The sequence below is a fragment of the Flavobacterium anhuiense genome, assembly GCF_001705175.1.
GTDB lineage: Bacteria > Bacteroidota > Bacteroidia > Flavobacteriales > Flavobacteriaceae > Flavobacterium > Flavobacterium anhuiense.
The window spans coordinates 228,895-252,957 of sequence record NZ_CP016907.1 but is presented as its reverse complement, the minus strand read 5'-3'; the positions used below and the strand labels follow the sequence as shown (position 1 = coordinate 252,957).

Annotated in this window: 19 protein-coding genes; 14 read left to right on the top strand and 5 right to left on the bottom strand. The window is 32.5% G+C overall.

The window, feature by feature from the left end:
* The first annotated feature begins 42 nt into the window (after positions 1-42).
* From BB050_RS01060 to BB050_RS01050, 3 genes are all read left to right on the top strand, one after another.
* Positions 43-1,281: a hypothetical protein gene (locus BB050_RS01060; protein WP_066032274.1), complete on the top strand. Its 1,239-nt coding sequence runs from the start codon at positions 43-45 to the stop codon at positions 1,279-1,281.
* A 198-nt stretch (positions 1,282-1,479) separates the two neighbouring features.
* Positions 1,480-2,739 carry an aminotransferase class I/II-fold pyridoxal phosphate-dependent enzyme gene (locus tag BB050_RS01055; protein ID WP_008462520.1) on the top strand — a complete coding sequence of 420 codons (1,260 nt, stop codon included), beginning with the start codon at positions 1,480-1,482 and terminating at the stop codon, positions 2,737-2,739.
* Positions 2,740-2,861: 122 nt separating this feature from the next.
* Positions 2,862-3,347 carry a hypothetical protein gene (locus BB050_RS01050; protein ID WP_066032273.1) on the top strand — a complete coding sequence of 162 codons (486 nt, stop codon included), beginning with the start codon at positions 2,862-2,864 and terminating at the stop codon, positions 3,345-3,347.
* 329 nt (positions 3,348-3,676) lie between these two features.
* On the opposite strand, the gene BB050_RS01045 is transcribed toward BB050_RS01050, so the two are convergent.
* Both BB050_RS01045 and BB050_RS01040 read right to left on the bottom strand, forming a co-directional pair.
* Positions 3,677-4,795 (bottom strand): GTP cyclohydrolase, encoded by a 1,119-nt coding sequence (locus tag BB050_RS01045; RefSeq protein ID WP_066032272.1) that lies wholly within the window; start codon positions 4,793-4,795, stop codon positions 3,677-3,679.
* Positions 4,796-4,841: 46 nt separating this feature from the next.
* Entirely contained in the window at positions 4,842-5,810 is a 969-nt protein-coding gene (locus BB050_RS01040; RefSeq protein WP_066032271.1) for a transporter, read from the bottom strand.
* 123 nt (positions 5,811-5,933) lie between these two features.
* On the opposite strand from BB050_RS01040, the gene BB050_RS01035 reads away from it, so the two are divergent.
* From BB050_RS01035 to BB050_RS01010, 6 genes are all read left to right on the top strand, one after another.
* Positions 5,934-6,227, top strand: coding sequence for a DUF4834 family protein (locus tag BB050_RS01035; protein WP_008462524.1), 294 nt, complete (start codon positions 5,934-5,936; stop codon positions 6,225-6,227).
* Between the two features lie 49 nt (positions 6,228-6,276).
* On the top strand, positions 6,277-8,715 hold the full coding sequence (locus tag BB050_RS01030; RefSeq protein WP_066032270.1) for a YfhO family protein: 2,439 nt from the start codon (positions 6,277-6,279) through the stop codon (positions 8,713-8,715).
* 50 nt (positions 8,716-8,765) lie between these two features.
* Complete coding sequence (locus BB050_RS01025) at positions 8,766-10,052, top strand: glycosyltransferase family 4 protein (RefSeq protein WP_066032269.1); 1,287 nt, start codon at positions 8,766-8,768, stop codon at positions 10,050-10,052.
* Between the two features lie 35 nt (positions 10,053-10,087).
* The gene (locus tag BB050_RS01020) at positions 10,088-11,557 is read left to right on the top strand and encodes an oligosaccharide flippase family protein (protein ID WP_066032268.1); all 1,470 of its coding nucleotides are present in this window, start codon (positions 10,088-10,090) and stop codon (positions 11,555-11,557) included.
* Between the two features lie 95 nt (positions 11,558-11,652).
* Positions 11,653-13,305, top strand: coding sequence for a mechanosensitive ion channel family protein (locus BB050_RS01015; RefSeq protein ID WP_066032267.1), 1,653 nt, complete (start codon positions 11,653-11,655; stop codon positions 13,303-13,305).
* Between the two features lie 280 nt (positions 13,306-13,585).
* Entirely contained in the window at positions 13,586-13,834 is a 249-nt protein-coding gene (locus tag BB050_RS01010) for a hypothetical protein (protein ID WP_236940403.1), read from the top strand.
* 88 nt (positions 13,835-13,922) lie between these two features.
* On the opposite strand, the gene uvrA is transcribed toward BB050_RS01010, so the two are convergent.
* A complete protein-coding gene (uvrA, locus tag BB050_RS01005) occupies positions 13,923-16,718 on the bottom strand; it encodes an excinuclease ABC subunit UvrA (protein WP_066032266.1) in 2,796 nt (931 codons plus the stop codon).
* A gap of 522 nt (positions 16,719-17,240) precedes the next feature.
* Here uvrA and BB050_RS01000 point away from each other — a divergent pair.
* Both BB050_RS01000 and BB050_RS00995 read left to right on the top strand, forming a co-directional pair.
* Positions 17,241-17,825 (top strand): RNA polymerase sigma factor, encoded by a 585-nt coding sequence (locus BB050_RS01000; RefSeq protein ID WP_008462532.1) that lies wholly within the window; start codon positions 17,241-17,243, stop codon positions 17,823-17,825.
* Between the two features lie 741 nt (positions 17,826-18,566).
* The gene (locus tag BB050_RS00995; protein ID WP_008462534.1) at positions 18,567-19,631 is read left to right on the top strand and encodes a tetratricopeptide repeat protein; all 1,065 of its coding nucleotides are present in this window, start codon (positions 18,567-18,569) and stop codon (positions 19,629-19,631) included.
* A 63-nt stretch (positions 19,632-19,694) separates the two neighbouring features.
* On the opposite strand, the gene BB050_RS00990 is transcribed toward BB050_RS00995, so the two are convergent.
* Positions 19,695-20,357: an endonuclease III domain-containing protein gene (locus tag BB050_RS00990; protein WP_066032265.1), complete on the bottom strand. Its 663-nt coding sequence runs from the start codon at positions 20,355-20,357 to the stop codon at positions 19,695-19,697.
* Positions 20,358-20,649: 292 nt separating this feature from the next.
* Between BB050_RS00990 and bcp the strand changes: the two genes are divergently transcribed.
* Positions 20,650-21,102 (top strand): thioredoxin-dependent thiol peroxidase, encoded by a 453-nt coding sequence (gene bcp, locus BB050_RS00985; protein ID WP_066032264.1) that lies wholly within the window; start codon positions 20,650-20,652, stop codon positions 21,100-21,102.
* A gap of 91 nt (positions 21,103-21,193) precedes the next feature.
* On the opposite strand, the gene BB050_RS00980 is transcribed toward bcp, so the two are convergent.
* Complete coding sequence (locus tag BB050_RS00980; RefSeq protein WP_008462537.1) at positions 21,194-22,654, bottom strand: TonB-dependent receptor; 1,461 nt, start codon at positions 22,652-22,654, stop codon at positions 21,194-21,196.
* An 89-nt stretch (positions 22,655-22,743) separates the two neighbouring features.
* On the opposite strand from BB050_RS00980, the gene BB050_RS00975 reads away from it, so the two are divergent.
* Positions 22,744-23,508: an MBL fold metallo-hydrolase gene (locus tag BB050_RS00975; RefSeq protein ID WP_066032263.1), complete on the top strand. Its 765-nt coding sequence runs from the start codon at positions 22,744-22,746 to the stop codon at positions 23,506-23,508.
* Positions 23,509-23,520: 12 nt separating this feature from the next.
* The gene (locus tag BB050_RS00970; protein ID WP_035690590.1) at positions 23,521-24,024 is read left to right on the top strand and encodes a hypothetical protein; all 504 of its coding nucleotides are present in this window, start codon (positions 23,521-23,523) and stop codon (positions 24,022-24,024) included.
* The last annotated feature ends 39 nt before the right edge of the window (positions 24,025-24,063 follow it).

Genomic DNA, 24,063 nt, shown 5'->3' with positions numbered 1-24,063 from the left:
AAAACCTATTTTTCTATGTGTTTAAATAAAATTTATTCATTTATGAATTCTCAAAAAGCTTGGATACTATGCTGTTTCTTTAATTTTCTGATTGCCTGTGTTTTCGGATTATTAATGCGGTTTATGTATCTTTTTCCTTTAGATTTTGTAAACTACAGTTTTCTGCTTCATGCGCATTCGCATGTTGCGATGTTGGGTTGGGTATATTTGATTGTTTATGTTTTGGTTGTCCATTTTTTTATTCCAAAAGAAAAAAGTCAGAAACCAATTTATAACCGCTTATTTTGGCTAACAGAATTTTCAGTTATCGGAATGATGATTGCTTTTCCAATTCAAGGATATGCTTTGTTTTCGATTATTTTTTCAACCATGCATATTTTGCTTAGTTATGTTTTTTGCCGTTTGGTATGGAAAGATTGCACAAAAGATAAATCGCCATCACAAAGATTTTTGTTGGTTTCAATTCTATTTATGATTCTCTCGACTTTTGGAGTTTGGTGTCTTGGACCGGCTGTGAGCACGTTAGGAAAACAAAGCGCTTTTTATCAGATTGCAATTCAGTTCTTTCTTCATTTTCAGTTTAATGGCTGGTTTATATTGGCAATTTTAGCTTTGTTTTTTAAACAATTTCAAAATAAAATTGATGAGGTAAAATTTAAGAAGTTTTATTTCTTGATAATTGTTTCTACATTGCTGACAGTTACTTTTCCAATGCGATGGTTTATAGAAAATGACATTTTAAGTTATATCAATATTTTGGGAGTTTTAATTCAGTTGGGAGCTTTTATTTATTTTTATAAAATGCTCAAATCTCAAATGAATTATTTCAAAAGCACTTTAGATAAAATTGCAAAAATGGTTTACAGTTTGGCTTTATGTTCTCTTTTTTTGAAAGTCGGAATACAATTACTGACCATTTTTCCAAATCTGGCAGAAGTTTCACATCAAATTAGAAATTTTGTAATTGGTTTTATTCATTTAACCACTTTAGGAATCATAACAGGTTTTTTGTTTGGCATTTTATTGCAGAATAAAATGCTTTCTGCTAATTCTGAAATATTAAAAGCAGGAATGAAGTGTTTTATTTTAGGCTATATTTCGACAGAAGTTTTGCTATTTCTTCAAGGTTGGTTTTTCTATTTTGGAGAAGGAACAATTCCAGGATATTTTCAAAGTATTTTGATATTTAGTGTCCTTTTGGTTTTGGGTTTGTTGCTAATAATGTCCTCAATAATTAATTTCCGCTTCAAGAATGCCAGTAAAATAACCCCCCAGAATTAGATTTACTTATTATGATAAAAATCGTGTTTTTATAGCATTACAGAGTTTAGGAGAGTTTTGAGGCCATTATTACGTAAATCCTTAATAGTTTTATGTAAGCATAATATTTTTGAATAAAAATAATTGAGGTTCTTCATTTTAAATTAATAATGATTATTTTTGCTCGCTGATTAAGTAAAAAAAATTACTACATATATTATGGTAAAAGATTTATTCGAAAGAATTCAGGACAATAAGGGACCTTTAGGAAAATGGGCTTCTCAAGCAGAAGGTTATTATGTTTTCCCAAAGTTAGAAGGAGAGTTGGGTCCTAGAATGCAATTTCACGGAAAAAATATTTTAAACTGGAGTTTAAATGATTATTTAGGTTTAGCTAATCATCCAGAAGTTCGTCAAGCAGATACAGATGCAGCAATTCAGTTTGGTGCAGCTTATCCGATGGGAGCCCGTATGATGTCTGGACACACTACGTACCACGAACAATTAGAAAATGAATTGGCAGAATTTGTAATGAAGGAATCTGCTTATTTGTTGAATTTTGGTTACCAAGGAATGGTTTCTATCATTGACGCTTTGGTTACTAAAAATGATATTATCGTTTATGACGTAGATTCACATGCTTGTATCATTGATGGTGTTCGTTTGCACATGGGTAAACGTTTCACATACAAACACAATGATTTGGAAAGTATGGAGAAAAACTTGCAGCGTGCTACTAAAATGGCAGAAGAAACAGGCGGAGGTATTTTATTTATTACTGAAGGTGTTTTCGGAATGCGAGGACAGCAAGGAAAATTAAAAGAAATAGCTGAATTAAAGAAAAAATACAATTTCAGATTATTAGTAGATGATGCTCACGGTTTTGGTACATTGGGTAAAACAGGTGCTGGAGCAGGTGAGGAGCAGGGAGTGCAAGATCAGATTGATGTTTACTTCTCTACTTTTGCAAAATCTATGGCTAATATCGGAGCTTTCGTAGCAGCTGACAAAACGGTTATCGATTATTTGAAATACAACTTACGTTCTCAAATGTTTGCTAAAGCGTTGCCAATGATTCAGACAATTGGTTCTTTGAAACGTTTAGAATTATTGCGTAAATCTTCTGCAATTAAAGACAAACTTTGGGAAAACGTAAACGCGTTGCAAAACGGTCTTAAAGAAAAAGGATTTAATATTGGAGATACAAACACTTGTATTACACCAGTTTACTTAGAAGGAAGTATTCCTGAGGCAATGGTAATGGTAAACGATTTAAGAGAAAATTATGGTATTTTCCTTTCTATCGTAGTTTACCCAGTTATTCCAAAAGGAATTATCCTATTGAGAATGATACCAACGGCTTCTCATACTTTAGAAGATATCAATGAAACGTTAACTGCTTTCGAAGCGATTCGTGAGAAACTGACTAACGGAACTTATAAAGAAATTGCAGAGCGTACAACTGTAGACGTTTCGTAAATTCAGTATAAAATAGATTTCCTTAAGTGGAAATTATATAAAAAAATCCATTTGTTATACGAATGGATTTTTTTTATTTAAGGTAACTTTAGTATCATAATCACAAGATAAAAATAAAAATTATGAAAAAAGTACTAACACTTACGGTGATGGCGCTTGCAGTTTTTACTTCTTGTAAAAAAGAAGCGACGACAACAGAACCGATTCAAATTACACCAAGTCCGCCAAAAGAAGCTGAAATTGTAGAACCATCTGGCGATCAATGTTACGAGTCAACAGCAAATAATAGCAGAATTGAATTAAGTTTTAATGTTAATTCTCATCAAGAAGTTAACGGAAAATTGAAATATGAAATTTCTGGAAAAGATAAAAATGACGGAATTATAAATGGAAACATGGTTGGCGACACTTTAATTGCTGAATATGTATTTATGTCTGAAGGCGCTTCTACAATGAGACAGGTCGTATTTCTTCAAAGGGATGGAAATTTAATTGAAGGATATGGAGATGTAGTGCAGGCTAATGACAAAGTTGTTTTCAAAGACAGAAAAAAACTAAAATTTAATCCACAAAACACTTTAATAAAAGTAGATTGCAAAGTAGAGTAATGATGTGTTTTATAAAGTGAAAAATCCATTCGTTTGGGGGCGAATGGATTTTTTTTATTTTTTGAAATTATGATATTTATCGGTAGACTTAAGTTTATTTATATAATCGCTAGAATTTCCGTTCCAGTAACATTTTGAGCAACGATCATTGTTAAATTCGTGTTTGCAATTTTCATATCCATAAATATAATGCGTACATTCTGGACATAGGTTTTTCATGACAGATGAATCTACGTAAAATTCGCTACGACATTCGTCGCAAACTATTATTGAAGATTTATTTAAGTCCATAATAACTGAATACTGAGACTGCGACTGAAAACTAAAAATTAAAGATTCTTCAAATACGTTTTTCTCTGACAGTGAATAATTGGATCAAAATTTTTCCAAAGCAAATGAATGGCATTATTTTCTAATAATTCTGGAGTTCTAATGCAATTTTGGATTCCTTTTGCGGAAAACGTTTTGTAATATTCATCAAAAATGATAGCTGTTACACCTTTATTTTGATATTCAGGATGAACTCCGATGAGGTAAAAAACAACATCTTTACTATGTTTTTTCGCTTTTAATAATTGCAGAAAACCAAAAGGGAATAATTTACCTTTTATTTTCTGTAAAGCTTCAACGAAGCTTGGCATTACGATACTAAAAGCAACTAAATTATCATCTTTATCAACCACAAATTTAATGTATTCTGGATTGATAAAACTGATATATTTCTTTTTGAAATACTCTTTCTGTACGTCTGAAATTGCTACGAACGAAGCTAGTTTAGCATAAGTTTCATTAAACAAATCGAACATTTTGTCTACATGAGGCATAATGTCTTTGGTTCTCGTAAAATTAAGCGCTTTAAGTCCGTAACGTTTTTTGATTAATTCTTGTGCTTTCTGAAAGAATTCTGGTTTCACATTTGAAAATGGGAATATACTTTCAATATATTGTTTTTCAACCTGAAAGCCTAATTGTTCCAAATGGGTTACATAGTATGGGTGATTGTACCATGTTATCATGGTTCCAATTTGATCATATCCTTCAGTAAGAAGTCCAACTTTGTCTAAATTTGAAAATCCCATCGGGCCTTCAGCATGTTCTAAGTTGTGTTTTCTTCCTAATTCATATACTTTTTCTAGAAGTGCTTTTGTAACTTCAATATCATCAATTACATCAAACCATCCAAAACGAACTTTCCTCTTGTGCTGATTATTTACTTCAGACCAATTGATAATAGCAGTAATACGTCCTACAATTTTATTGTCTCTGTAAGCCAAATAAAAATAAGCTTCAGCATTATCGAATGCAGGATTTTTGGTTTTGTCAAAAGATTCCAATTCGTCTGAAATAATAGGCGGCACCCAATACGGATTGTCTTTATACAATGAAAAAGGAAATTTGATGTATTCGGTTAATTCTTTCTTGCTTTTGGCTTCTTTAATTGTAATCATTAGATGGTATTGAGAGTCCTTAAAAAGGATCTGGGTTATTTATGTCTTATTCGTATTTCGATTTACGTTTTCTTTCTCTTTCCTGATAATCTATTGGTTTTTCATTGTCTGGATTCTTTTTTGCTCTGGCAGCTGCTTTGTCCTCTATCAGTTTTTCTTTGTACCATCCATCGTAACGCCATGATACTCCAACTCCGCCATATAAAATAGAAGGCGTATTCTTAAAGTTAGTGCTTATAGAAGCATCAACCTGTAAGTTCGAAGAAAGGAGATAAGCGGCACCTGTACGAAGAATTGAATCGCTGTAAAAGTCGCTTTTATATCCTTGATTTTCAAGAAAACCAGACCATTTGTCATTAAATCCGTGCGTCAAAGTTAATACATATCCGTAACTTGGATAGTCTGTACCGATATAATCTGCAATAATATTGGTAACAAAAACCCAAGATCCGCCTCCAAGAAGGTTTTGGGTAATGATCGAAACTTTAGGAGAAATGGCTCCATCTGGAGAAAAATAATACGGATTATCGGCACCAACAAAATTGGCTCCAGCAAAAACCGAAACTGAAGGAATCAGCTCTCGCCATTGAAAATTACGATTGGCTTTATAACTGTAAATATTTACTTCACGTTTGTAATTTTTGTACGGATCGTAAATAAGATATTTAGCTCCTAAAACCGTCTGTCTAAAATTGTTTTTTTTGTAGCTAGTGTACGGAGTGTCAAAATTTTCTGTCTGATATTGAAGATCAGCAATAAATTCCAATTGTTCTAGAAAAGCACCAAATCGGATAGTTAAATCTGTGCCAAAACCGCTGGCATCGTAGTCTAATAAATCATGTTTTTCTTTAATGCCATAAACTCCAAGTTCGGCTTGAATAACCGATTTTCCGACAGCATAAGCTGACATGGTTTCTCCAGGGCGGTTGGAATTAATAACGTCGGTGTATTGCGCAAAAAATAGTTGTGGAATAAAAAAAAGTACCGGGGCAAGTAAGTTTTTAATTTGGAACATATAATTTTTTTTGGATTAAAAATAATAACGCATTTCAAATGTACATATTTTATTATTTATTTAAGATTCATATTTTATTTTTAAACAACGGATTTATTAATTTTGGAAAAAAATTATAGAGTTATGCAAGAAGCATCATTTTCAGGTTTAAGATTCATTATTGGGCTAATCGCCTTTTATTATATCATGAAATTTTTGGCTAGAATCTTTTTGCCAGTCTTGGTAAAAAAGGCAGTAGAAAATGCTAGCGAAAATTTTCAAAGACAACAGCAGCAATACCAACAATACAATCAAGGCAACACTTGGCAGAACACAAATAATAATAAAGACGAAATAATTATTAATACTGCTAATGCTAAAAACCCGCGCGAAACCAAAAAGGTGGGAGAGTATGTTGATTACGAAGAAATAGATTAGATTTGTGTCCTGAAAATTTAGGATTCATTTTAACCCAAACCAGCCAAAATTGAAAATAGTAAATAAGTTCTATCCGCATGCCCTTGTTATATTGGGCTTTATTTTTGTTTCATTAATTTATTTTTATCCAGTTCTTCAGGGAAAACAGATTTTCCAGTCTGATATTGCTCAATACACCGGAATGGCCAAAGAGCAAAATGACTTTAGAGCTGCTGAAAATGCTGAACCTTATTGGACAAACTCTGCTTTTGGAGGTATGCCAACCTATCAGCTTGGAGCAAATTATCCGAACGATTTTATTGGTAAAGTAGATGACATATTGCGTTTTCTACCGCGTCCTGCAGATTACTTATTCTTATATTTTCTTGGTTTTTATGGCTTATTGTTGGTTTTAAAAACAGATCCCCTAAAAGCTTTTATCGGTTCAATTGCCTTTGGTTTTTCAACTTATATGATCATCATTTTAGGAGTTGGTCATAATGCAAAAGCACATGCTATTGCTTATATGCCATTGGTAATTGCTGGATTTATACTCGTCTTTCAGAAGAAATACATTTGGGGAGGTCTGCTCACTATGTTTGCAGTGGCATTAGAAATTAGTGCCAACCACTTCCAAATGACCTATTATCTATTGATTTTCTTATTGATTTTGGTGGGATATTATGCGTATAATTTTATCAAAGAAAAAGATTTTAAAGGACTTCTTATTTCTTGTGGCGTTTTATTAGTTGCCGGAATTTTTGCATTGGGTGCCAATGCAGGTAATTTGATGGCAACAAACGAATACGCTAAATACAGTATTAGAGATAAAAGCGAGTTGACTTTTAATCCAGACGGATCCAAAAATGAAACTACTGCCTCCATGACTACTGATTATATTACAGAATATAGTTATGGTATTGCAGAGAGTTTAAATTTAATTGCTCCTAGAATTTTTGGAGGTTCGAGCCATGAAAATGTAGGGACAGACAGCCGTATGTACGCGTTTATGCTTGAACAGGGAGTTCCAGCTTCTCAAGCTCAGGATTTTGTTTCCGGAATGCCTACTTATTGGGGAGATCAGCCAATTGTTTCGGCACCAGCTTATATTGGAGCTGTAGTTTTCTTTTTGGCAGTTTTAGCTTTATTTATTGACGAAAGAAAAATCAAATATGTTTTTCTTGCTGGAGCACTTTTCACTTTAGTGCTTTCTTGGGGAAAAAACTTCTCTTTATTGACAGATTTTTTTATTGAATATGTCCCGCTTTATGATAAATTTAGAGCTGTATCTTCAATTCAGGTTATTCTAGAATTATGTTTCCCTGTTTTAGCTGTTATGGGATTACAATCATTCTTTAAAGCTAAAGATGAGCCAAAATTACAGCAGAAAGCATTAGTGCAGACAGGAGTTTTTGGTTTAGGCGTGCTTGTTATTTTATTGATAGCAAAAAGTTTCTTCCATTTTACAGGAATAAATGATAATGCTTATTTGGAAAGCTATGGTCCAGGTTTCGTTGATGCTTTAAAAGAAGACAGAATGACGATGTATTATGCAGATTTATTAAGATCTGGATTCTTAATTATCGTGACATTTGTGGTTCTGTGGATGTTTGTAAAGAATAAATTTTCTCAGACAACTACTTTGGTGGTAGTTGGATTAGTGATGATTTTTGATTTGTTTTTTGTGGACAAAAAATACGTTTCTGCTAAAGATTTTGTAAGCCCAGTTCAGATTGCTGCTCCTTTCCAAGAGACACAAGCAGATGCTCAGATTTTGAAAGATACTTCGATTTACCGTGTATTTGATCTTCAAGGACAATTGCAAGGAAGATCTTCTTATTTCCATAAAACAATTGGAGGTTATAGTGCTGTAAGACCTAGAAGAATGCAGCAATTATACGATTATCAAATTGCTAAAAATAACCTTGAAGTGCTTAATATGTTGAATGTTAAGTATGTTATTCAAGTGGATAAAGACGGAAACCAAATTCCTGCTGTTAATCCAGATGCAAACGGAAATGCTTGGTTTGTGGAAACGGTGAAACTGGTAAACAAACCAGACGATGTAATGAAAGCTTTGAACACTTTGGATACTAAAAAAGTAGCAGTTTTCAATGTTCACGAACATGAAAGCAAATTCCAAAATGCAAGATTGAAGAAAGCATTTGATACAACAGGTACAATTAAGGTTGTTACGTATAAGCCAAATTATATCAAATACAAGTCAGAAAATAAAGGAGATGGTTTAGCTGTTTTCTCTGAAATGTATTATAAAAATGGTTGGAACGCTTATATTGACGGCAAACTAACAGATCATTTCCCAGTCGATTATGTTTTAAGAGCCATGGAAATTCCTGCTGGAAAACACACTATTGAATTTAAATTTGAGCCTCAGATTATTAAAACAGGAGGAACAATTACTTTAATAAGTTCAATTGGAATGTTGTTGCTTTTGGTTGGAGGAGTTTATTTTGAAAGTAAAAATTCTAATAAGAAAGAAGAAGTCTAAAATTTCAATATTTTAAATTTCCGCTTTAAAAAATATTAATCTCATTTTCCTTGGAACAAAAAAAACTTTTAATAATTACCTATTATTTTCCACCAGCTGGAGGGCCAGGAGTACAACGCTGGTTGAAATTTGTAAAATATCTTCCTGAATTTGATGTTCAGCCCATAGTTTATGTTCCAGAAAACCCTACTTATCCAATTGTAGATGAAGGTTTGGTAAGCGAAATATCAGATAAAGTAATTGTTTTGAGGAATAAAATTTGGGAGCCTTATCAATTGGCTTCTATTTTTTCAAAAAATAAAACCAAGAAAATCAGTTCTGGAATTTTTCCGCAAAAGAAAAAGCAGACCTTTTTGGATAAAACATTTCTTTGGGTACGTGGAAATCTTTTTATTCCAGATGCGCGTGTATTTTGGGTAAAACCGTCAGTTTCTTATTTAGAAAAATACATTCAAGAAAATAATATCGATACAATTGTAACTTCTGGACCGCCGCACAGTTTGCATTTAATCGGATTAGAATTACAGCAGAAATTAAAAGTAAAATGGTTTGCCGATTTTCGCGATCCTTGGACAACGATCGGATATCATAAAGCACTTCGTTTATCTTCTTATGCGGAAAAAAAGCATAAAAATTTAGAGCATAAAGTGCTTAATTCAGCAGACGAAATCATTGTGACCAGCAAAACTACAAAATCTGAATTTGAGGCTATTACCAACAAACCAATTACGGTAATTACAAACGGTTACGATGTTGAAACTGTAGAAAAACAGACTTTAGATACTAAATTTACTTTAGCTCATATTGGTTCTTTCTTGTCTGATCGAAATCCGCCATTTTTGTGGGAAGTTTTGGTTGAATTGCTGCAAGAAGTTCCAGAATTTAAAACCCATTTAGAAATAAAATTAATTGGAGCTGTAAGTCAAGAAGTTCTAGATGCTATTCAAGAACATCAATTAAATGATTATTTAAATTTAGTCGGTTACGTTTCTCATAAAGAAGCTGTGGCGCACCAAAGAAAATCTCAAGTATTGCTTTTAATAGAGATTAATTCTGAAGATACGAAAAGCATTATTCCTGGAAAATTGTTCGAATATATGGTCTCAAACCGTCCAATAATTGCCATTGGACCTCAGGGTTCTGACTTTGCCGATATTGTTACACAGACCAATACTGGAGTATTTTTTGATTATTCTGAAAAAGCGAAATTAAAAAGTGTAATTTTGGACTTTTTTAATCAGTTTTTAGAAGGGAAATTGCAGTCGCATGGGATTGGTTTACAGCAATATTCAAGAAAAAATCTAACCAAACAATTAGCACAGCTGATTAAAGGATAATCATTTAAAAATCACATACAATCTAAACTCAAAAAATGGGTATTGTCTTAAATCAGTCTTTTAAAAATACTATAATTACATACATTGGTTTTGGTATCGGAGCCATTAATACCTTATATCTTTATCCCGTTTTTCTTGGGGCAACATATTACGCATTAACCAATTACATTACTTCTGCGGCAAACGTAATTATGCCTCTGTTTGCAATCGGAATGCAAAATACGCTCGTAAAATTTTATTCGCAGTACAAAACAGAGGAAGAAAGAGAGCAGTTTTTGTCCTTTACAGCGCTGTTTCCAATTTTAATGTGTATTCCGTTGGGACTTATCGGAATCTTCTTCTATGACGATATAACCGATTTTGTTTCCAAAGAAAACCCAGTTGTTCGTGAATTTATGCTTCTTATTCCGTTTATCGGAATCTGTATGGCTTATTTTGAAATTTTTTACGCTTGGGCGCGAGTGCATATGCATTCTGTTTTCGGAAATTTTATCAAAGAAGTTGGCTTAAGATTGCTCTCAACTTTTGCTTTAATCGGATTATATTTTAATTGGATTTCACTGGTTGGATTTGTGTACATAACAGCAGGAATCTATTTTTTTGCATTTCTGATTACGATGTTTTATGCATTCTATATCAAAAAGCCGAATTTCCAGATTACAATACCTGAGAATGTAAAAGCAGTAATGGAATATACTTTTTATATTATTCTTTCAGGAAGCGTTGCCAATTTGCTTCTAGACGGCGATAAGTTGATGCTTAATCAATACATGAAAATTGAAAATATTGCTTATTATTCTGTAGCTACTTATATTGCTTTGGTTATTTCGGTACCAAGCCGTGCTATGCATCAAATCGTGTATCCAATTACTGCTAAATTGATGCATGAAAATAAACACGACGAATTGAATCAGCTATACAAGAAAACGTCTATTAACTTGCAGATTGTAGGCGGATTTGTAATGTTATGCATTTTTGTCAATATTAACCAATTGTACGAATTGGTTCCAAAGGAATATAGCGGCGGTATCTCAGTTGTATTTATGATTGGTCTTTCTAAATATTTTGACTTGATTTTAGGAAATAACAATGCCATTATTTTTAATACCAAATATTACCGAATGGTATTATATTTAGGATTGATGCTGGTGGTTTTAACTGTGATTTTAAACATGCTGTTTATTCCTGATTTTGGAATTATGGGTTCAGCATTTGCAACACTTTTGTCTATTACGTTATACAGTTTGGCTAAATTGCTTTTTGTAGTTAAGAAGCTTGATTTGTATCCTTTTACCAAACAGACGATTCATTCGATGGTTTTAACATTTGCATTGTTTTTACTGTTTTATTTCTGGGAATTTCCATTTTTTCAATTAATCAGTATTGCTCTGAAATCGATATTAGTAACTGTTGTATATCTGTATCTGAATTATAAATTCAAGATATCTCCAGACATTAATAATGTTATAGATTCTATTTTTAAAAAGATCGGGATTAAAATCTAATTGGGAGTTGTAGGAAAAATGTAAATAATTTAAAATCGTAGCTTTTTTGTTTTTATATTTGTTAGAAAGGATAACTAATTTATTTCTAATTGAATATGAGAATAAAAGTACTTAGATTATTAGCTTTCTTTTTTGTTTTATTTGTTTTTTCGGTAAATGCCCAGACTAAGAATCTGAAGACTTCTGATAAAGAACAGAAAACTGTCGAAATAAAAGGTTATCCAGTAGCTCCTTTTAAAGACACACTTTTTTTAGTTTACCATAATGTGGGTTCTTTTTCTGCAAAAGAACGGGCAGAATACATTTCCAATAAAATCAAAAGACTTTACAATGAATCTTTTTTTGAGAAGGATTCTATTAAAATCGTGCCGTCAGACGTTTCTATGGATATTGTTTACCAAAACGATTTTGTTATCATGTCTGTTTTGGATGCTGATGCGAAAGCAGAAAATTCAACAATGGCCAATATTGCTAACCGTAATCTGGCGAAGATTAAAAGTGCGATAATATATCAGAATGAAAATTACTCGCAATTGCCAAAACGAATAGGCTATACAGCGTTATTGGTTTTGATAATTGGTTTGATTTTATTTTTGACTGCCAAAATTTTTAACTTCATCAAAAACTATGTTGTAAAAAATAGAGCGAAGTATTTTAAAGGAGTGCATTATAATTCCATTAAAATATTATCTCCAGAAAAGCAGTTGATTTTGTTGCTTAGAATCTTCAGCGTTATAAAAATAATCACGCTTATTTTAATCGTTTATCTTTCTCTTCCTGTATTATTTAGTATTTTTCCGGCTACAAAAGATTACACCACAACCTTGTTGAGATGGATTTTAACTCCTGCAAAATCTGCTTTTATGGGGTTTGTTGGTTTTCTTCCGAGCTTGTTTACTATAATTGTAATCATTATTATTTTTAAATATTCGCTTAAAATAATTAAGTTTTTCTTTTATGAAATAAAATCAGAAAACATTAAGATTAATGGTTTTTATAGCGATTGGGCATTGCCAACTTTCAATGTAATTCGTCTTTTGATGTATGCTTTTATGCTGGTAATTATTTTCCCGTATTTGCCAGGTTCAGATTCTCCAATTTTCAAAGGAGTTTCGGTATTTGTAGGAGTTTTGTTTTCACTTGGTTCTTCCAATGCAATTGCCAATATGGTAGCTGGTTTGGTTATTACCTACATGCGCCCGTTTAAAATTGGTGATTATATCAAAATTGGCGATGTAAGCGGAGAGGTTATTGAAAAAACAGCTTTGGTAACCAGAATAAGAACACCAAAATTTGAAGATATTACGATTCCAAATGCGACTGTTTTGTCGAGTACTTCAACAAATTATTCAGCGAATACAAATCAAGCGACTAATGGATTATTGATTCATACCACGGTAACAATTGGATATGATGTTCCTTGGAAAGACATTCATGTCGCTTTGATTGATGCGGCTTTAAAAACAGAAATGACAGAAAAAGAACCTGCACCGTTTGTACTGCAAACCAGTTTAGATGATTTTTATGTGTCATATCAAATCAATGTTTATACTAAGGAACCAACAAAACAGCCACGAATTTATTCTTCGCTTCATCAGAATATTCAAGATTCTTTTAATGCGGCTGGAATCGAGATCATGTCGCCTCATTACAGTGCTTTACGAGATGGAAACACCACAACGATTCCGCCAAATTATTTAAAAGAAGATTATGAATCTCCTGTTTTTAATATTAAGAACAAAGGTTAAATAATTGATAACGAGTGATTAAATTTAAAACTTTAACACTTGAATACTTTGTAATTAATTGAATAAAAATTAACTTTATCATGAATGTTTAGCAGTACTTTGCTCAAAATGCAGTTTTTTTTCTAACAAAACGATTAAATGTAGGTATTTTTTTATTTTTTAGAATTGAATATTTTTGCAGGAAATTACAAATAAAAGTGTAACCAGAATTAATTGTAGATTAGTAATTATGAAGTACAATCATCTCAGCCATGAACAAAGCATGCAAGTATTTTCTAATATGATATCAAACAAGGTTCATAATGGATTTACTTTAGAAGAAAGAAACGATGAATTGCTTTTTGCAGTTTTATCTAAAGGAGGAAAAGTGGTTAACCACAGTTTAAATTTTATGATTTTCTGTTTAACTCTAGGTTTGTGGTCATTTGCGTGGCTTTATCTCACTTTTGAGGCTTCAAAACAGAAAAAGATTTTAGTAGCTATTGACGAAGATGGTCTTCCTTTTGAAGAAAGATGTTTAGTAGCTTAAGAACATTAAAAAGAGAAATAAATTATAAAGCCATAAATACAAACTAATCAATTGTATTTATGGCTTTTGTTATTGAAAAAGGTATATGTTACAATTTGTCTTTTAAATAAACTCCTGTTACAGATTCTTTTACTTTTACAATATCTTCTGGAGTTCCAGATGCAAGCAAGTGCCCTCCGTTTTCTCCTCCTTCTGGTCCTAAATCAAGTATCCAGTCCGCACATTTAATAAGATCCAGATTATGTTCAATTACAATTATCGAATGCCCTTTTTCTATTAAAGCATCAAACGAAGCCAAAAGCTTTTTAATGTCATGAAAGTGAAGACCCGTGGTAGGTTCGTCAAAAACAAATAATGCTTTTTCTTTTGTGGCGCCTTTTACTAGAAAAGAAGCCAATTTAATACGCTGTGCTTCTCCACCAGAAAGAGTTGAAGAAGATTGCCCTAATTGAACATATCCTAAACCAACATCTTGTAAAGGCTGTAGTTTTTGAGTGATTTTGGACTGCTTATTTTTTTCGAAAAAAGCAATCGCATCATCAATCGTCATGGTAAGAATATCATTGATATTTTGATTGTCAAAAGTTACTTCTAAAATTTCTTTCTTAAATCGTTTTCCTCCGCAAGTCTCACAAGGCAGAGAAACGTCAGCCATGAAAACCATTTCGACATTTATAGAGCCTTCTCCTTTACAAGTTTCGCATCGTCCGCCGTCAACATTAAAAGAAAAATGTTTGGCCTGATAACCTCTTATCTTTGACAATTTTTCTTTGGCATACAAATCACGAATATCATCATACGCTTTGATATACGTTACAGGGTTTGATCTAGAGCTTCTTCCAATCGGATTTTGATCTACGTATTCAATATGCTTAATCTGAGAAAATGATCCTGAAATCTCAGAAAATTGTCCTGCTTTTTCGGCTGCGCTTTCCAGTTTTTTCTGTACTGCAGGAAACAAAATTTTCTTGATCAAAGTACTTTTTCCACTTCCGGAAACACCTGTAACAACAGTTAAAACATCTAAAGGAAAAGTGACATCAATATTTTTTAAGTTGTTTTCGCGTGCACCGATGATATCTATATGATTTTTGTATTTTCTTCTTCTTTTCGGAACAGAAATCTCTAAATCGCCATTTAAATATTTTGCAGTCAAAGAATCTGACTTTAAAATTTCGTCATAAGTTCCTTGAGCAACCAATTTTCCTCCAAAAGTTCCAGCTTCGGGGCCAATATCAATAATCATATCGGCCGCTTTCATAATATCTTCATCATGTTCAACCACAATTACAGTGTTGCCAAGATCACGAAGAGAAAGCAATACTTTGATTAATCTTTCAGAATCTGTAGGATGCAGACCAATACTTGGTTCGTCGAGAATATACATCGATCCAACCAAGCTGCTTCCAAGAGAAGTTGCCAGATTAATTCGCTGTGATTCCCCTCCAGAAAGAGTTGCAGAATTTCTATTTAGAGTAAGGTAATCTAAACCAACTTCAGATAAAAAAGACAAACGATTATTAATTTCAATCATTAATCGTTTTGCAATCTGCTGTTCGTATTGATTTAATTCTATGTTTTTGAAGAAAGTGACCAAATGTTTAATTGGTAAATCAACCAGATCAGAAACCGTTTTACCGTTGATTTTTACATAAGAGGCTTCTTCGCGCAAGCGTTTGCCTTTACACGCATGACATTTCGTTTTACCACGATAGCGTGATAGCATTACACGATTTTGAATCTTATAATTTTTTTCTTCCAATTCCCTGAAGAAATCATTCAGACCTTGAAAATATTGATTTCCCGTCCAAATTAAATCCTTTTGTTCTTCAGTTAATTGAAAATAGGGTTTATGAATTGGGAAGTCAAATTTATAAGCATGTTTTACCAATTCATCTTTATACCAGCTCATGCTTTCACCACGCCACGGATAAATAGCACTTTCGTAAACTGATAAAGAAGTGTTTGGAACAACCAGATCAGCATCAATTCCAATGATGTTTCCGTAACCTTCACAAACAGGACAGGCTCCATATGGATTGTTGAAACTGAATAAATGAACGTTTGGCTCAAGAAAAGTTATTCCGTCAAGTTCAAAATTATTCGAATAAGAAAATCTCTTCTCACCGTTTAATTCCTGAAGAAAACAAATTCCTTTCCCCTCAAAAAAAGCAGTCTGAACTGCATCGGCCAGACGATTGTAAAATTCTTCTTCTTCCTTTACAACAATACGATCAATAATCAATAAAATATCTTTATTGTCAAATTGATGTAAATCTGAGGCTGAAAATTCATCTAAACGAATCATTTCATTATCAACCAAAATACGTGCAAAACCTTGCTGTAAAAGTACTTTTAGTTTATCTTCAAGCTGTCTTCCTTCTTCTAAATGAATAGGAGCAAGGAGAAGCCATCTGCTGTCTAGAGGAAGGCTTTTGACATCAGAAATAACATCCGTTACCGTATTTTTTTTGACTTCCTGTCCAGAGATAGGAGAGTATGTGCGTCCGATTCTAGCAAACAAAAGTTTGATGTAGTCGTATATTTCTGTAGAAGTCCCAACAGTCGAACGGGCATTGGTAGTATTTACTTTTTGCTCAATAGCAATTGCAGGAGCAATACCTTTAATATATTCTACTTTAGGTTTGTCTAAACGACCTAAAAACTGACGAGCATAAGAAGATAAACTTTCTACGTATCGTCTTTGTCCTTCGGCATATAAAGTGTCGAAAGCTAAACTCGATTTCCCTGATCCTGAAAGACCTGTAATGACAACCAGTTTATTTCTTGGAATAACAACATCTACATTTTTTAAATTATGTACCTGCGCTCCTTTAATTATAATATTTGATTTTGGATCTATTTTAGAAAGGTCAATTTGCATAAAAAAGTCAATTTTTACAAAAGTAATCAATTTTGAATTGGATTTAGTTAAGGATTTAGTTCCAAATCTTAACTATTTTATCATAATAAAATGCTTTCCAATGAAATCTTTTGCCAAAAAAAATCTGTTTTTCAAATACGAAAAGATGTAGTTTAAAGTCTTTTTTAGAAAATTATCGAGAATTTGTCGATTTATTTCAGGAAAAATTGTAATTTAAATTTGAATTTAGTGCAGTGATTAAACTTTATTTTGTTAATTGTAAGGTATTTACGTTTGTTTTTTAACACTTTTTGAGCGCTTTTGTTTTACGGATTTTTAGCTCTTTTTACGTAAATTTTATGTTTATTATACATTAATAAAAGTTTTACTAATAATAATTAATGATTTTATTTGCTTTTTAAAAGTAAAATTTGTTAAATTTGGTCACAATATTAACATAACCAAAAAAGATACGCCTATATAAAAAAACTACTTTTTAGAAAATACTCCAAATTTTAAAATAAAACTAAAAAAGTAGTTATTATGGCTGATCTGCATACTCCAGACGCTCTATTAGTAAAAAGTTATGTTGACGGTAGCGAAGCTGCACTGGCAACATTAATAAAAAGGCACGAATCTAAGATATATGGTTTTATATATTCTAAGATCGCTGATAGAGATATTTCAAATGATATTTTTCAAGACACATTTATTAAAGTAATTAAAACTTTAAAAAGCAATTCGTATAACGAAGAAGGTAAATTTTTGCCTTGGGTAATGCGTATTTCTCATAACCTAATCGTGGATCATTTTAGAAAAACTAAGAAGATGCCAATGTACAGAGAAACAGAAGAATTTTCTATCTTCTCTATTATGTCAGATGATGCGCTTACAATTGAAGGCAAAATGATTGTAGATCAAGTAGAACTTGATTTAAAAAAACTAATCCAAGAACTTCCAGAAGATCAAAAAGAGGTGCTAGTAATGCGTATGTACCAAGATATGAGTTTTAAGGAAATCTCAGAAGTAACTGGCGTAAGCATCAATACGGCGCTTGGAAGAATGCGTTATGCACTGATGAATTTGAGAAAAATAATAGATAAACATCAAATTATTTTAACCAACTAATACTATTTTGATAATTAGCCCGTTATACTAGTATAAAACATTTTGATAGTATGGGGAAAATTTACTCAAAAAAAGCACTAGCTTCTAAAAATCTTAAACCTAAAAAAGAAGTCGTTTCTTTTTTATTGAATTACTCGAAAGCCTTGACTGTTGTTAAGATCGACGATAAAAATTTTGAGATTATAGCTAACTAAACAGCCCACTGCTCCTGTCGGATGTTTATAAAAAAGAAACCAAATGGTCGTTTTGGTTTAAGAGCTCACTGTTTGTATATTCTATATACAAGTAGTGAGTTTTTTGTTTTAATTTTTTGTGTAAAAAAAGTATAAGGTTTTACAGCATTTTTCTCTCTAATTTGTTAAAATTTAATATTTTGATTGGATTTTATGTGTTTGTTTGATTTTTAATTCTATTTTAGTTAAAAAACTAATTTTTTATTCGGTATAAATGCTTTTGTAAAGGATTATTCGCATTGAAAATTCAGTTTAAGTTAAAAATTGGAAAAACAATACATTAAGAATTAAATATTTAACCCCAAAACAGATTGTTTATGAAGAAAAACTACCCTGCTTTATTTTGTTAAGTTTGATGCCCATTTGATTATTGAGTGACAATTGGACCAGCAAATGTTTCTCATAAAATGGTAATAAAGGTAATTTTCAATCCAGTTTAATTATCTCTTATTACTGTACCTCAAAACAAACTAAGAAAATCATTTAATCACCAAAACTTAACCGCAAAATGAAAGAGAACATTAAAGTGTTGTCATGCTTATTGATGATAAGTATTGGCGCATTTGCCCAAAAAGACAAAATTAAGGAAGCACAGTCTTTATTTGATAAAGGAAATAGCCAGGAAGCTTTAGCGATTTTAACTAAGACAGAATATCTTATTCTTAACGCATCTGATGAAGACAAATCTGATTACTACTTCTTAAAAGGGAACGTTTTAAAAGATTTGGCTGTAAAAAATATAGATGCAGCAAATAATTTTACATTGGCATCGCAATCATATCAAGATGTATTTTTGTACGAGAACGAATCAGGAAAATTTAAATGGACCGTTAAAGCTAATATGGCTTTAAAAGACATGAAAGCCAGTCTTGTAAATGGAGCTATGGCAGATTTTAATGCTGGAAAATATAAAGAAAGTGCCGAGAAAAGTTATAAGGTATATTTATTCGACAAGAAAGATACTTTAAACTTGTACAATGCGGCCTCTTCTTCTATTAATGCAAAAGATTACAATGCCGCTGTGACTTATTATGAACTTCTAAAAAAGATTAATTATTCAGGAAAAGGTGTTTTGTATTACGCTACAAATAAGAAAACAAAAGAAGAAGATGTTTTCATTTCACCAAAAGCTCGAGAATCGGCTATACAGCAAGGTCTTTATGAAAAGCCAAGAACAGAATCTGTGCCTTCTAAAAAAATAGAAGTGAACAACAATTTGGCTTATGCATATCTTGAGAAAAAGGATTATTCGAAAGCGGAATCCATTTATAATTATGTTTTAGAATTAGATCCGAATTATATAGATGCTTATATCAATTTGGCTTATTTGAAATTGCAAATAAAGAAAGATTTAGCTGATGAAATTTCATCATTGGGAACTTCGCCAGCTGAGATGCAGAAGTATGATAAGCTGAATGCCAGAAAAGACGACATCACAAGAAGTGCAATTCCGTATCTGAAAAAAGTGCTTACGCTTGAACCAAAAAATCAAGATGCAACAAAAACGCTGTTGGGTGTCTACAGATCGCTTGATATGACAGCAGAATATAATGCTTTGAAAGCGGGAATGTAGTTTCCTGTTAAAAGGCATAAAGTTGCAAAGTAACAAAGGCGCAGAGATTTTTATCTTTGTGCCTTATTTTTTTGATGCTGTTTTTTGCAATTCTTCAATTAGAGATTTTTTTCCGACAGTTCTCGTGATGATATCTTTCTCTAAATTCCATCCGCGCGCAGGAGAATATTCTCGGCCGTACCAAATAATCTGCAAATGTAAGTCATTCCATAATTCTCTCGGGAATAATCTCTTCGCATCTTTTTCGGTCTGCGCAACATTTTTTCCATTAGATAAATTCCATCGGTACATCAATCTATGGATATGTGTATCTACAGGAAAAGCTGGAACACCAAAGGCTTGTGACATGACAACACTTGCCGTTTTATGACCAACAGCAGGTAAAGCTTCTAGGGCTTCAAAACTTTGCGGAACCTCTCCATTATGTTTTTCAATCAAAATTTCAGATAAACCATGAATTCCTTTTGATTTCATTGGAGACAAACCGCACGGGCGTATAATTTCTTTGATTTCCTCAATAGACATTTTGACCATATCGTACGGATTATCAGCTTTAGCGAACAAAAGTGGTGTAATCTGATTCACACGAACATCTGTGCATTGAGCAGATAATAAAACTGCAATTAAAAGCGTGTAAGGATCTTTATGGTCAAGCGGAACAGGTATAGTAGGGTAGAGTTCTTTTAAGTTGTCGATAACAAATTGTACGCGAGCTTCTTTATTCATTTCCGTATTTTTAATGCTGTAAAAATAGTATAATTTTAATGATGTGCCTAATCCAGCTTTCCGTTTAAACTCCTCATTATGCTAGCAACATTTTTAAGTATTTAAAAGAGCTTCCTTCGGTCGCTTTTTAAATACAAAAAATGTAAGCTATCATAATTCCGGGGTTTTCACTTCAATCTGGGGCAAATAAGTTATGAATTATGAGTTATGAGTTATTAGCTCGGTAAATAGTTATCAGTTATCTTTGTTTTTTAATCTAATATCTAAAATTAACAATCTAAAATAAAAATATATGACAACACTAAAAGCAGGAGATAAAGCGCCAAACTTTTCGGGAACAGATCAAGACGGAAAAACACATAAACTGGCAGATTATGCAGGTAAAAAATTAGTTGTTTTCTTTTATCCAAAGGCAAGTACGCCAGGATGCACAGCCGAGGCTTGTGATTTAAGAGATAATTTTCACCGTTTTCAAGTCAATAATTACGAACTTTTAGGAGTAAGCGCTGATAGTGCAAAAGCACAAGTAAAATTCAAAGAAAAATACGAATTGCCTTTCCCGTTAATCGCAGATGAAGACAAATCGGTTATAAATGCTTTTGGAGTTTGGGGGCCGAAGAAATTTATGGGAAAAGAATACGACGGGATTCACAGAACTACTTTTGTAATCGACGAAAAAGGAACTATCGAAGAAGTAATTGAGAATGTAAAAACAAAAGAACATGCTTCTCAGATTTTGAAATAGTTTTAAGTCGCAGTCTCAGTTTTCAGTGCTCACTGTGACTGAAAACTGAGACTGAAAACTAAAAAAAAAGTCCCGATAAGGGACTTTTATATTACGTATTTTGTTCTAATTCTTTCTGTGGATGGTATCCAAAAAGATGATGTTCCTTGATTAATTCTGCAATACCGGAAGGAAGCATTGGTTCCCATCCTTTTTTGCCTTGGTTGATCATTTTTAAAACTTCTCTAGAGAATACATCTAAGATATTTGGATCGTAATCTTCAATATCAACCACTTTTCCGTTGAATTTAAAGAATTTGTACAATTCTTTCATTCTCGGATGAACTTTTAAGTTATTTGAATTCATTAAAGTTCCATCTTCATCTAACATTGGATATAAGAAAACTTTCATATCGCGATAGAATAATTTTCCAAAAGCTTCTAATATTCCTCCGCTTAAGTGGCGATAGTATTTCTCATCAAAAATATCGACAAGGTTGTTTACACCCATTGCCAATCCCATACGGGCTTTAGTATAATTGGCGAAGTATTCTACCACTTTATAGTATTCTTGGAAATTTGAAATCATAACCGTTTGGCCAAGAGAGCAAAGTAATTCGGCTCTGTCCATAAAGTCACGTTCGTCAATTTCGCCATCAGAACGTAAATTCGAAAGTGTAATTTCAAAAATAACAAGCGTATTATTTTTTTCAACTTTATTTTCTTCAAGGAACATTTTTAATGATTTCTCATACATATCCATATTTACTTTCGTAACAGGACGGAAACTTCCTCTCAAAGCTAAAAGATTCTTTTTGTACAAGATAGCTGCCGGTAGAATGTTTTTTCCTTCTGGATTAAACATTACGGCATCAGTCATTCCGTTTTTGACCAGTTGTAAGCTCATCAAACGATTGTCTACATCAGCAAAACGCGGTCCAGAAAAGTTAATGGTGTCGATCTCTAATTGATCCTTGTCTAAGTGATCGTATAAGTAACGAAGTAATCGTTTTGGATCGTTGTATTTGTAAAAAGCACCATAAATTAAGTTAACTCCTAAAATTCCAAGTGTTTCTTGCTGTAATCTTGCGTCGGTCTCTTTAAAACGAATGTGAAGAATAATTTCGTTATAAGCTTCGTCTGGTTCAATTTGGTATCGAATTCCAACCCATCCGTGACCTTTAAATTGTTTAGCAAAATCTATTGTGGCAACGGTATTGGCATAACTGAAAAAAAGTTTTGTTGGGTGTTTTTCTCGGCTTAAACGCTCTTCGATGATTTGTCCTTCATGGGTAAGCATTTTTTTTAATCGCTCTTCGGTAACATATCTTCCGTCGCTTTCAGCTCCATAAACAGCATCACTGAAATCTTTATCATAGGCAGACATGGCTTTTGCAATAGTTCCCGACGAACCTCCCGATCTGAAAAAGTGTCTAACAGTTTCCTGTCCAGCGCCAATCTCAGCAAATGTTCCGTAAATATTTTCGTTTAAATTAATGCGTAACGCTTTGTCTTTTATAGAAGGAATCTGTTCGATGACCTTGTCACCTTTGAGTTTTATTTCTGTACCCATTTTGTTTTAAATAGATTTGTTACAAAGTTAGTAAATTAGCAGTCTAATGAAAGAGAAATAATCTATTTTTGTAAAAAAATTAAGTTCAATTGAAGGTTTATTTTTTAGGTACAGGCACTTCTCAAGGCATTCCAATTATCGGAATCGATCATCCAGTTTGTAAAAGCACTGATGCTAAGGATAAAAGGCTTCGTGTGTCCATTTGGATAACATGGGAGGAGCATTCGTATGTAATAGATTGCGGTCCTGATTTCCGACAGCAGATGCTTTCATGCGGATGCCGAAAGCTCGATGCAATTCTTTTTACCCACGAACATTCTGATCACACTGCTGGTTTAGATGATATTCGTCCGTTTAATTTCAGACAAGGAGAAATTCCGATTTACGGACATAAACGCGTTTTAGATAATCTAAGACGTCGTTTCGATTATGTTTTTGAGACTGTAAATAAATATCCAGGAGCTCCAAGCGTAAAAACGATCGAAGTGCAAAATAATGCATCTTTTGCCGTTGGAGATAAAATGGCAATTCCGATAAACGCTATGCATGGCGATCTTCAGGTTTTTGGGTACAGAATTGAAGATTTTGCCTATTTGACTGATGTAAAAACAATTGAACAAGCTGAAGTTGAGAAGCTGAAAGGAATAAAAGTTCTCGTTGTAAATGCGTTGCGTGTTGAACCTCACGATACTCATTTTAATCTTCAAGAAGCACTTGATTTTATTAATTTGGTTAAGCCTCAAAGAGCTTATTTAACTCATATCAGCCATGTTTTAGGTTTTCATGAGGAAGTTCAGAAACAGCTTCCTGAAAATGTTTTTCTGGCTTACGACAATTTAGAAATTACAATTTAATTATACCACACAATGAAAAAATCTTTAATGCTTTATCTTTTTATTCTTGCCATTTTGATGAATGTTTTTACGTATTCGTTTTATAGCGGAGAAGTGAAATTTGGACAAGAGCGATATGATAAAACCACTAAGAAGTTAAGAGACAGCATTAGTTTGATGAAAAATAAATTGGCAGAAGCAGATTATTTTTCTTTAGAACACAACGAAAATGCGCAAAACTACTTCGATAACAGCGCTTCTGGAGGAAAAGTAATTTTATACGAAAAACTAATTCCGGTTGTGACAGAAAAGTTATTGGACTTTAATTCTAATCCAAAAGGGAATCCTTACACGGGACAAGATCAGATTGGGCCAAACAAATTTATCATTAATAAAGTAAAAATTTTAAACCATAGATGGATCATTGCAGATTACAGTAACGGAGAATTATGGGGAGAAGTCTTGTTAAAATACTTTGTTGATAATGATGATAATATTACCTTTGAAGTAAATCAAACTTGGTTATATCAAAAATAGGATTTTTTAATCCTATTTTTTTTTTTGACTTTTAAATAA